Origin of the sequence: Curtobacterium sp. A7_M15 (assembly GCF_030705415.1) — a bacterium.
GTDB lineage: Bacteria > Actinomycetota > Actinomycetes > Actinomycetales > Microbacteriaceae > Curtobacterium.
This window is the reverse complement of the sequence record NZ_JAUZED010000118.1, coordinates 1-10,794: the sequence shown is the minus strand read 5'-3', so window position 1 is coordinate 10,794 and position 10,794 is coordinate 1. Positions and strand designations below refer to the sequence as shown.

The 10,794-nt window shown below is 72.0% G+C and carries 11 protein-coding genes; 5 read left to right on the top strand and 6 right to left on the bottom strand.

The genetic code is table 11. The annotated features are described in order from the left end of the window. Positions 1–274 precede the first annotated feature (274 nt). Genes Q7F20_RS15950 through Q7F20_RS15940 form a run of 3 tightly spaced genes read left to right on the top strand, consistent with a single transcriptional unit; the run spans position 275 to position 2,548 of the window. A complete protein-coding gene (locus Q7F20_RS15950) occupies positions 275–739 on the top strand; it encodes a hypothetical protein (protein ID WP_370871710.1) in 465 nt (154 codons plus the stop codon). After that, entirely contained in the window at positions 736–1,911 is a 1,176-nt protein-coding gene (locus Q7F20_RS15945; RefSeq protein WP_305741051.1) for a zinc-dependent alcohol dehydrogenase, read from the top strand. Before Q7F20_RS15950 ends, Q7F20_RS15945 begins: the two co-directional genes overlap by 4 nt. Before the next feature lie 37 nt (positions 1,912–1,948). Then, positions 1,949–2,548: a helix-turn-helix transcriptional regulator gene (locus Q7F20_RS15940; protein ID WP_305741050.1), complete on the top strand. Its 600-nt coding sequence runs from the start codon at positions 1,949–1,951 to the stop codon at positions 2,546–2,548. On the opposite strand, the gene Q7F20_RS15935 is transcribed toward Q7F20_RS15940, so the two are convergent. Beyond that, positions 2,518–3,891 (bottom strand): DUF2254 domain-containing protein, encoded by a 1,374-nt coding sequence (locus Q7F20_RS15935; RefSeq protein WP_305741049.1) that lies wholly within the window; start codon positions 3,889–3,891, stop codon positions 2,518–2,520. The genes Q7F20_RS15940 and Q7F20_RS15935 overlap by 31 nt on opposite strands. Beyond that, positions 3,891–5,042, bottom strand: a complete 1,152-nt coding sequence (locus Q7F20_RS15930; protein ID WP_305741048.1) for a glutathione-independent formaldehyde dehydrogenase — start codon at positions 5,040–5,042, stop codon at positions 3,891–3,893. Before Q7F20_RS15930 ends, Q7F20_RS15935 begins: the two co-directional genes overlap by 1 nt. 176 nt (positions 5,043–5,218) lie before the next feature. Between Q7F20_RS15930 and Q7F20_RS15925 the strand changes: the two genes are divergently transcribed. Beyond that, positions 5,219–6,406 carry a MalY/PatB family protein gene (locus Q7F20_RS15925; protein ID WP_305741047.1) on the top strand — a complete coding sequence of 396 codons (1,188 nt, stop codon included), beginning with the start codon at positions 5,219–5,221 and terminating at the stop codon, positions 6,404–6,406. Between the two features lie 9 nt (positions 6,407–6,415). Here the strand turns inward: Q7F20_RS15925 and nagB are convergent, their stop codons facing one another. After that, entirely contained in the window at positions 6,416–7,201 is a 786-nt protein-coding gene (gene nagB / locus Q7F20_RS15920; protein ID WP_305741046.1) for a glucosamine-6-phosphate deaminase, read from the bottom strand. Between the two features lie 59 nt (positions 7,202–7,260). Between nagB and Q7F20_RS15915 the strand changes: the two genes are divergently transcribed. Further along, the gene (locus tag Q7F20_RS15915; protein ID WP_305741045.1) at positions 7,261–7,740 is read left to right on the top strand and encodes an NUDIX domain-containing protein; all 480 of its coding nucleotides are present in this window, start codon (positions 7,261–7,263) and stop codon (positions 7,738–7,740) included. A gap of 250 nt (positions 7,741–7,990) precedes the next feature. On the opposite strand, the gene Q7F20_RS15910 is transcribed toward Q7F20_RS15915, so the two are convergent. From Q7F20_RS15910 to Q7F20_RS15900, 3 genes are all read right to left on the bottom strand, one after another. Beyond that, entirely contained in the window at positions 7,991–9,061 is a 1,071-nt protein-coding gene (locus Q7F20_RS15910) for an ABC transporter ATP-binding protein (protein WP_305741044.1), read from the bottom strand. Beyond that, entirely contained in the window at positions 9,058–9,930 is an 873-nt protein-coding gene (locus Q7F20_RS15905) for an ABC transporter permease (protein ID WP_305741043.1), read from the bottom strand. The genes Q7F20_RS15910 and Q7F20_RS15905 overlap by 4 nt, the downstream gene beginning before the upstream one ends. Continuing rightward, a partial coding sequence (locus Q7F20_RS15900) for an ABC transporter permease (RefSeq protein ID WP_370871709.1) occupies positions 9,927–10,794 on the bottom strand: 868 nt, incomplete at its 5' end. The genes Q7F20_RS15900 and Q7F20_RS15905, both read right to left, overlap by 4 nt.

Below are 10,794 nucleotides of genomic sequence, written 5' to 3'. Positions count from 1 at the left end.
CTGCGCTCGCCGGCGCCTGCGCTCGCCGGCGCCTGCGCTCGTCGGCGCGCTCGCGTGAGCCGGACAACCTCGAACCGGGGCGGAGCGCGCCCGGCGCAGTGTCGGGCGGGACGAGGACCGGTCCGGCCCGCTCTGGCGGGCACCGTCGACCGACTCTCGCGTCCGGTTGATCCGCATCGATGCCTTCAAGGAGGCCGAGCATGAGTGCAACACCCCTCGACAGGTCCGGCTGGCGCAGCCCAGCCACACGCACGCAGGCACCGCGGTGGCCACGATGCGCGCGCTGAGGTTCGGCCTCGTCGCCCTCGCCGGGACGACCGCGGTCGTCGTCGTCCGGCGGCGGCTCCGCGACCGCGGCCAGGGTGCGGGACGACCCGCTGCCGCGCGGTCCGGGTGGCTCGCCGTCACGGTGAACCGAGGCGTCGACGACGTCCTCCCGTCCGGTCGCATCCCGGCTCCGCTCGCGTCGTTCGGCGCCGCGGTCGAGGTCGAGGCCCGGCCGGCTCCCGGCGACAAGGGCAGCGAGCTCCGGGCCCGGTTCCGGTCCGGGCACGCGCGCGGAGCGGGTGACGAAGAGCGCGGACGGCTCCGCGCGGCACTCCGCGCGGCGAAGCAACAGATCGAGGTCGGTGAGGTGCTCCGCGTCGACCCGACCCCGCACGGACGACGGACGGCGACGCCGACGGGTCTGCTCGTCGACATCGCATCCGCACGCAGCAACGAAGGAGGCCTCCTGTGAAGGCGCTGTGTTGGACCGGGGTCAACGAGACCGCGGTCGAGCGGGTCGACGACCCGGCGATCCTCAACGACCACGACGTGATCCTCAAGGTCGGTCTGAGCACGACGTGCGGATCCGACCTGCACCTGCTCGGCGGGTACATCCCGACGATGCGCGCGGGCGACGTCCTCGGCCACGAGTTCATGGGCGAGGTCGTCGAGACCGGGAAGGCCGTTCAGAAGCACAAGGTGGGCGACCGGGTCGTCGTCTGCTCGTTCATCGCCTGCGGGCAGTGCTGGTACTGCACGCACGGACAGTTCTCGCTGTGCGACAACGGGAACCCCAACCCGGGGCTGACCGAGGCGATGTGGGGTTCCCCGATCGGCGGGTGCTTCGCGTACAGCCACGCCCTCGGTGGGTTCGCGGGCAGCCACGCGGAGTACGTCCGCGTGCCCTACGCCGACCAGGGTGCCTTCACCGTCCCCGAGGGCGTGTCCGACACCGCGGCGCTGTTCGCGTCGGATGCCGCGCCGACCGGCTGGACGGGCGCGGACCTCGCCGGCATCACCCCGGGTGACACGGTCGCGGTGTGGGGCGCCGGCGGTGTCGGCCAGATGGCGGCGCGTGCGGCGATGCTGCTGGGAGCGGAACAGGTCGTCGTCATCGACCGGCTCCCCGAGCGACTGGGGCAGGTCCGTGAGCACATCGGTGCGGAGACCATCGACTACACCGACGACGACGTCCCCGCCGAGCTCAAGGAACGGACCGGCGGCCGAGGTCCGGACGTCTGCATCGAGGCCGTCGGGATGGAGGCGCACGGCACGGGGCCGCTGCACCTCTACGACCAGGTGAAGCAGCAGCTCCGGCTCGAGTCCGACCGGCCGACGGCCCTCCGCGAGGCGATCTACGCCTGCCGGAAGGGCGGCAGTCTGTTCTCGCTCGGGGTGTTCGGCGGACTCGTCGACAAGTTCCCGTTCGGCGCGATCATGAACAAGGGGATGACGGTGCGCGGCGCCCAGCAGCACGGTCACCGGTACATCCCGATGATCCTCGACCGCATCGCAGCCGGGGAGATCAGCACCGCGCACCTCGCGACGCACGTGCTCCCGCTCGAGGACGGTCCCCGCGGCTACGACATGTTCAAGGCGAAGGAGGACGGGTGCGTCCGCGCGGTGTTCCGACCCGGCTCCTGATCCCGGGCCGACGCCCTCGGGTCCGGGTGCGCCGCTGATGGCGGCGCCCCGGCTCGTGGGGTTCGACGGCGCGTGGGCCTCGGTGCTGGTCGGCAGCGGCCACGACCCGCTCGCGTCCGTCGCTGCGGTCGGGTGGCTGGTGGACGGCGCCTTCGCCGGCGTCGTCCTCGGCGACGACGGCACCGTCACCCCGTTGCCGGGCCTGATCGGGTCCCCGGAGGGCCTGCTCGGTCGACGGTCCGGCCTGCTCTCCGCCGTCCGCGACCAGCCGACGTCGTGGACGTCGCCGACGGCCTTCCTGTGGCCGCACGACCGACCCGACGGGACCCACGGCCACGTCCGGGTGACGGTGTTCAGGTTCTCGGCCGGATCGGTGGGCGGCGTGCACGGCGTCGTGGTGCTGTCCCCGCCGCCCGACCTGCGGGGTCTGACGGGGCGCGAGCTCGAGGTCCTCGGGCACATGCTCGACGGGTCCTCCAACGACCAGATCGCACGCGCGCTCGTCGTGACGTCGAGGACGATCGCGACCCACGTCGAGCACATCCTCCTCAAGCTGTCGTCGCCGTCGCGGACCCACGCAGCCGTCCGTGCGCAGCGCGAGGGCCTCTACGTGGCGCCGTCGGCGCCGTCGTGCTGACCGGGCATCACGCGGACCGGCGGGGTCGAGACGTCGTCGCCCGAGCCGAGGCCCTGGCGGTCGGGGACCAGTGGGACGTGGTGTTGCTCGGCATCGCGGACGAGGCGCTGGCGCTGCTGCACGATCGCGGGTCGTCGGTCCGCCGGTGCGACGGCGATCAGGTCGTCGAACGCCGCCAGGAGTCGCCGGGTGACGAACCGTGACGAGCTGCTCAGTGGGACGAGTTCGTCGAACGCGACCGCCACGTACCCCTCCCACGTGAGCTCTCGGGTGACGAGCCGGAGGACACCGTCCGCGTCGTGGTGGTGCGTGGCAGGCATCCGGCGGGTGCTGAGCTGGCGCACCGCGTCGTGGATCCGGTCGATGGCCTGCACCGCCGTCCCCGGGTCGTCGTGCGGCCCGCTGGCGATGCTGCGCTGCGCCACCTCGGTGAGCTTCCGCAGCCCGTAGGCCGCGTCACCGACGTGGCTGCGTTCGTTGTCGAGCAGGATCCCCCGCCGCAGAGCCTGGTCATCGTCGCCGTGACCGCCGCGACGTCGCGCGAGCAGGGCACCGCGCGGGACGAAGTCGCCGACTGCGACGAGCATCTCCAGGCACTCGTGCGACCGCCGCGCCCCGTCGACCAGCAGGTCGACGTCGAGCATGACGACCACACCCGACTCGTCGGCGGTGAGCATGCCCGGCGTCCGCTCCGGTCGCACCTCCTGCGCGAAGGAGCGGTCGATCTCGCGCTGGAGGTTGTCCCCGACGAGGTCGACCAGACCGGCGACCCGCAGGGACTGCCCGGCGTGGTGCACGTAGGCGACGAGCACGAGCAGGCTGGCGAGCAGGAGCAGGTAGGCGACGGTGACCGTCACGATCGGGACCTGGTGTCCGGTCCCGGCGGTGTCGTGCACCGCGGCGACACCGACCATGCAGAACAGGAAGGTCGCGGCGAAGAGCCCGTGCGCGAGCTGGCTCCTGCCGTCGGACAGGAGCGCCCGGACGATGCGCGGCGAGAACTGCTGCATCGCCAGCTGCACGCCGAGCGTCAGGACCGTCAGGACGACCGTCGTCAGGGTGAGCATCGCCGACGCGGCGGTGCTCAGGATGGTCTGCACCGCGGTGGCGGTGCCGAGTGGGTGGCCGGGCACCGCGTCGTACCCGAGGCGGCCGTCCACGGCCAGGGTGACGCAGGCGATCCCGCACCCTGCCGCGATGCAGAGGACCGGGACCGCCCACAGGCTGTTGACACGCCAGCGGTACTCCCGGCGCCGCCGGCGATCCGGTTCGGCGTTGCTGCCACCGGGTCCGGGGTCGGTCCGATCGTCTCGGTGACCCCTCCGGGCCGACCCCGCCGCCATCAGGCGCCCTGTCCGGGCTTGAGGACGACCTTCGTCCATCCGTCGTCCCGCGCATCGAAGTGCCGGTACGCGTCGGGGGCGTCGTCCAGCGAGAGCTCGTGACTCACGATGAACGACGGGGTGGCCTTGCCCGCCACGATGAGGTCGCGCAGCTGCCGGTTGTACCGCTTGACCGGTGCCTGGCCGCTGCCGATGTGCTGGCCCTTGAACCAGAACGTGCCGTAGTCGAAGGCGATCTGCCCCTGCTTCGCGAGGTCGTCAGGACCGCCGGGGTCCTGCGGCACGAACACCCCGACGCTGCCGATCCGGCCGGTGAACCGCACCGATCCGACCAGGCGGTTCATGGTGAGGTTCGGCTGTTCCGTGCCGTCCGGGTCGTGCGCCTGGTAGCCGACGCACTCGCAGCCGTTGTCCGCCCCGAGTCCCATCGTTTCGTCGAGCACCGCCTGGACGGGGTCCACCGCGGAGTCGTCGATCGCGATCGCGCCGATCGACTCCGCGAGGCGCAGACGGTCGGGATGCCGGTCGACGACCATGACCTTGCTCGCCCCGCGGATCGTGGCCGACAGAGCGGCCATCAGCCCGACTGGCCCGGCGCCGTAGATGACGGTCTGGTCACCGGGCTGCACGCCCGCGAGTTCGGTGGCGTGGTAGCCCGTGGGGAAGATGTCCGCGAGCATCACGTAGTCGTTCGCCCGCTCGTCGGCGTCCTCGCCGAGGCGCAGACAGTTGAAGTCGGCCCACGGCACCCGCAGGAGTTCGGCCTGACCACCGGCCCACGGACCCATGTCGGCGAAGCCGTACGCCGCCCCGGCCATCGCGGGGTCGGGCTGTGCCGTCAGGCAGTAGTTCGTCAGCCCGCGCTCGCAGTTCTTGCAGTGGCCGCAGGCGACGTTGAACGGCAGGACGACCCGGTCACCCACCGCGACCTTGTCGACCCCGGCGCCGACCTCGATCACCTCGCCCATGTTCTCGTGCCCGAACCACCGGCCGTGCTCGAAGTCCGTCCGCCCCTCGTACATGTGCAGGTCGGAACCGCAGATGTTCGTCGTCGTGATCCGGACCAGCGCGTCGGTCGGTCGCTCGATCCGAGCGTCCGGGACCTCCTGCACCCGTACCTCGTGCGGGCCCTCGTAGACAACCGCCTTCATGGTCTCGTCCTCTCGTCGTCGAGTCCGGGTGACCGGACCACGCAAGGGTCCGCGTCGGCTCCCGGGGAGGACTCCATTCGACGTCGCGCGGCAGCCGTCCCGCATCGGCAGATCTGCCGATCTCGTCCGGAGCGGCGTGCGGTGCGCCGGCACCGGAGCGCTGCGAGGATGGCCCCATGAGCGTCATGGTCTCCGTCTTCGATGCGCACCGCACCCGCACCAGCGAGAAGTACACGGCCTACCCGCCGGACGTGCTGCCGATGTTCGTCGCCGAGATGGACAGCACACTCGCCGAACCCGTTCGGGACGCCCTCGTGACCGCGGTCACGAACGGTGACACCGGGTACGTCGGGCACGGTCGAGCGCTCCCCGAGGCGTTCGCCGACTTCGCCGAGTCCCGGTGGGGCTGGCGCGTCGACCCCGACCTCGTCCGGACCACCACCGACGTCTCGGTAGCGGCGGTGGAGACGCTCCGCCGGGTGATCCAGCCCGGTGACCAGGTCGTCATCATGCCGCCCGTGTACCCGCCGTTCTGGGAGTACGTCGCCGAGGCCGGTGGCTCGGTGACCGAGGTCCCGCTGCTCGCCCCCGAGGGCACCGCCGACCGGTTCGACACGACGGCCGGGTGGCGGATGGACCTCGACGGCATCGCCCGATCCTTCGCCGACGGGGCCCGCACCGTGCTGCTCTGCAACCCGCACAACCCCCTCGGGCTCGTCCACTCCCGCGCGGACCTCGCCGCCCTCGCCCGGCTCGCCGCCGAGTGGGACGCCGTCGTCGTCTCGGACGAGATCCACGCTCCGCTCGTGCACGCGGACGCGTCGTTCACGCCCTTCCTCGACTCGTGTCCCGAGGCGGCGGAGCTCGGTGTCGCCCTGACGAGCGCGAGCAAGGCGTGGAACCTCGCCGGGACGAAGTGCGCCCTGATGGTCGGCGCCGGAGGCCGTGCCCGCGACTGGTTCGACGGCATGCCCGGCGAGGTCGTCGAGCGCACGGGGATCCTCGGCTACACCGCGAGCGTCGCGGCGTTCAGCGAGGGCGGCCCCTGGCTCGCGTCCCTGCTGGCCGAGCTCGCGGCGAACCGCCGCACGTTGGCCGAGCGACTCGGCGACGTGCTGCCCGGCAGCGGGTACCGGCAACCGCAGGCGTCGTACCTGGCGTGGCTCGACCTACGGGCGCTGCCGTGGGGCGACGACCCCGCAGGGCTGCTCGTCGACGAGGCGAAGGTCGCGCTCGGCAGCGGCCCGGACTTCGGACGCCAGGGCGTCGGGTTCGCGCGACTCAACTTCGGGTGCTCCGCCGAGACCCTCGACGAGGGACTCAGCCGCCTGCACACCGCGTGGGCGCGACGTGCGGGCGACTGAGCGGGGGGCTCACTCGAACAGCTGCCAGGCCGGCTTGTTCGCGTACGTGTACTTGTAGTAGTCCGCGAGCGTGAGCCCGGCCGCGGCTTCCTCGTCGACGACGACGGTCGCGTGCTCGTGCAGCTGCAGCGCAGACCCGGGGACGAACGACGACAGCGGCCCCTCGACCGCGGCGGCCACGGCGGCGGCCTTCGACGAGCCCTGCGCGACCAGGACGAGCTCACGGGCGTCGAGGATGGTGCCGAGCCCCTGCGTCATGCAGTGCGTCGGGACCTGGTCGAGGCTGTCGAAGAAGCGGGCGTTGGCCTCGCGCGTGGACGGGGCGAGGGTCTTGATGCGGGTGCGGGACGCGAACGAGGACGTCGGCTCGTTGAACCCGATGTGCCCGTTGGCCCCGATGCCGAGGATCTGCACGTCGACACCGCCGGCGGCACGGATCGCGGCGTCGTACTCCTTCGCCGCGAACTCGAGGTCGGACGCGCGACCGTCCGGGACCCGGACGCGGGAGGGCTCGAACCCGAGCGGACCGATGACGTCGCGCTGGATGACCGACGCGTAGGACTCGGGGTGCTCGAGCGGGATGCCGACGTACTCGTCGAGGGCGAACGCACGGGCCTCGGCGAACGAGATCTCTCCCGCGTCGACGCGACGCTGCAGGTCGGCGTAGATGCCCTGCGGGCTGGATCCGGTGGCGACACCGATGACGGCGGACGGCTTCTTCGCGACGACGGAGGCGATCTTGGCCGCGGCGACGCGACCGACCTCAGCCGGCGTGGGCAGGATGATGATCTCCACGACGACAGCCTACTGGTCATGACCAGTCCGCGACAGGGCCGTGTCGGTAGCGTGGCGGCATGCCCACGCCTGACTTCGTCCTGTCCCTCCGCTCGAAGATCGGGAACGACCCGCTGTGGCTCACCGGGGTCACCGCCGTCGTGACGCGCGGCGAGGGTGCGGACCGCGAACTCCTGGTCGTGCGCCGGGCCGACACCCACGCGCTCACCCCGGTCACCGGCATCGTCGACCCCGGTGAGGAGCCAGCCGTCGCCGCCGAGCGCGAGGTGCTCGAGGAAGCCGACGTCGTCGCGGTCGCCGAACGCCTCGCGTGGGTGCAGGTGCTGCCCGAGATGACCTACCCGAACGGCGACCGGGCGCAGTACCTCGACCTGGTGTTCGCCTGCCGGTACGTCTCCGGAGAGCCGTTCCCCGCCGACGGCGAGAACACCGAGGCGTTCTGGGCACGGCTCGACGCGCTGCCGGAGATGCCGGCGACCATGCGGGCGCGGATCGAGGCGGCCCTGTCCGACGACCCGGCCACGCGCTTCCAGCGCTGACCACCGGACGGGAGCGCGCCCCGCTGAGCGGTGACGCGCCAGCGTCACGCGGGGCGCGCCGACCGAGCCTGCGAGGGAGGAGTGCCAGCCCGACCCGCGCCTCCCGTCCGACGTCACTCGTCTCTCCCGCCCCGCGAAAGCGACAGATCGCAGCGATCCGCTCACGGGAATCTGTCGCTTTCGTGGGAGGGACGACACGGCCCGGCAGCACGATGTCGCTTTCGCGGCAGGGACGGCGTGGCCTCAGCCGCTACGCGAGCGGGGCGACCGCCACGGGCGCACCGAGCAGGCGCACGGCGACGGCGTCACCGGCCGTGCGGCGGTCGCCGACCTCGTGCTGCACGGTCACGACGGTGTCGTCGTCGAGCCGGACCGTGGTGCGCCGGATCGACCCGAGGAAGCTCGAGGCGACGACGGTGCCGGTGACACCGTCGGCGGCGAAGGCGACGTCCTCCGGTCGGACGTAGGCGAGCACCGGGCCGTCCGACACCGACGCGTCGAGCGCCGGGACGCTGAAGCCGTAGACGAAGACGTCGCCTCCACGCAGGTCCCCACGGAGCCGGTTCGACTGCCCGACGAAGTCCGCCGTGAAGGCCGAGGACGGAGAACGGTAGAGCTCCTCGGGCGTGCCGACCTGCTCGATGTCGCCGGAGTTCATCACGGCGATGCGGTCGGAGACGGCGAGCGCCTCCTCCTGGTCGTGCGTGACGAACACGGTCGTGATCCCGAGGTCCCTCTGGATGCGGCGGATCTCGTCGCGCAGGGACACCCGCACCTTGGCGTCGAGTGCCGACAGCGGTTCGTCGAGCAGGAGGACGCGGGGGCGGGTCACCAGGGCTCGAGCGAGCGCGACACGCTGCTGCTGGCCGCCGGAGAGCTGGTGCGGGTACCGGTCGGCGAACTCGGCAAGGTGCACCATGTCGAGCGCGTCGACCACCTGCTCGCGGCGGGCGGCGGCGGGGACCCGGCGCATCTCCAGGCCGAACGCGACGTTCTGCCGCACGGTCATGTGCGGGAACAGCGAGTACTGCTGGAACACCATGCCGATGTCCCGCTTGTCCACCGGGGTGCCCGCGACGTCGACGCCGTCGATGCGGATGGAGCCGGCGTCGACGGCCTCGAGGCCGGCGAGCGCCCGGAGCGCGGTCGTCTTGCCGCAGCCGGAGGGACCGAGCAGCGAGACGAACTCGCCGGGTTCGATGCGGAGGGACAGACCGGCGAGGGCGCGGTGCGCGCCGTAGTGCTTCTCGACGCCGTCCAGTTCGACGGTCGCACCGTCGGTGGCGAGCGATGCCGGGGCGGCGGGGGCGGTGACGGTCATGCGGACTCCTTCGGGGCACGGGGACGGCGCGAGCCGACCCGGCCGATGACGACGAGCAGCACGAATCCGAAGACGAGTGCGCCCAGCGAGAGGATCGCGGCGACGTACGGGTCGGTCGACTGCACGAGCAGGAGCGCCGTCTGGAACGTCGTGCGGGAGAGGAACGCGGCGAGGGTGTACTCGCCGAGGACCACGGTGATGGTCAGGAAGCAGGCGGCGGTGATGCCGCGGCGGAGGTTCGGCAGGAGCACCCGCCACGTGACGGTCCACCACGAGGCGCCGAGCGACCGGGCGGCCTCGGAGAGCACCGTCATGTCCATCGCGGTGATCGCCGCCGCGATGGGGCGGAACGCGAAGGGCAGCGAGACGATGCCGATCGCGAACGACAGCGTCCACGCGTCCGAGCCGAACACCTGCGCGACGACCTGGTACACCGGGATGAACCCGACGACGAGGACGACCACGGGGACGGTGATCGGCACGATGCACACGAACTCGAGGAGCCAGCGGAGCCGCGGGTACCGCAGGGCCGTGATGATCTGGGCCGGCAGCAGCACGAGCAGCACGATCCCCACGGTGATGAGCGCGATGAGCAGCGAGGCCCCGAGGCCGTCGAAGACCGGCTGGTAGGTCGCAGCGTTCACCGGGTCGACGAGCGCGGCGTAGTGCGCGAGCGTCAGGCTGCCGTCCGTCCCCTGGCGGAAGGTGAACTGCGCGAGGGCGACGAGCGGGACGGCGAACACGAGTCCGACCACGACGAGCACGATCGCGGCGGTGACCCGTGACGGGGCGACGCCGAAGCGACCGAGGCGAGGCGTGCCTCCTGGCCTCCGCTGGCCGGCCGCGCGTCCGCCGGCGACCGCGCTCATCGCTGCCACCTCGCTGCCCGACGCTGCAGCAGCGAGTACGCACCCATCACGACGGCCATCACGACCACCATGCCGAAGGCGAGGACCCCGGCGACGTTCTGCAGACCGATGATCGTCTCGCTCGTGAGCTGCGCGCGGATGGTGAGCGGCACGATCCCGCCCTGCGAGATCAGTGCCGCCGCGGTGGCGAACGACGAGAACCCGTTCGCGAAGAGCAGCAGCAGCGATCCCCAGAACGCCGGAGCGAGCACGGGCAGACCGATGCGGCGCCAGTAGGTCGCACGGGAGGCACCGAGCGTGGCGGCGGCTTCGCCCCACTGGGTCTTGACGCCCTCGAGGGCGGGCATGAACGTGAGGACCATGAGTGGTACCTGGAAGTAGACGTAGGGGATGACGAGCCCGGGGACGGTGTACAGGAAGGTGCCGCCGGCGTTGAGGTCGATGTGGAGGACGGAGACCAACCACGTCGTGACGAGTCCCTGCGCGCCGATCGTGGCGATGAACGCGAACGCGAGCATGACACCGCCGAACTGGGCGAGGACGCTCGCGGCGGAGTCGATCATCGAGCGGACGAGGCCGTCGGGCCGGAGCGCGGCGAGCGCCCAGCACACGATCGCACCGATGACCGCTCCGATCACGGCGGAGACGGCGGACAACGCGAAGGACCCACCGAAGGCACGGAGCACCGAGGGGTCGGCGAACGCGGCGAGGTTGGCGAACGTGAACGCCCCCGTGGCGGAGAAGAAGCCGCTGCCGGTCGCGATCACCGCGGGGACGGCGAGGAAGAGCAGCGCGTACGCGGCGAACGGGGTGAGGCCGAGCCAGGCGATCCCGCCGCGCCGCCGGACACGGGGTCCGGCGGCG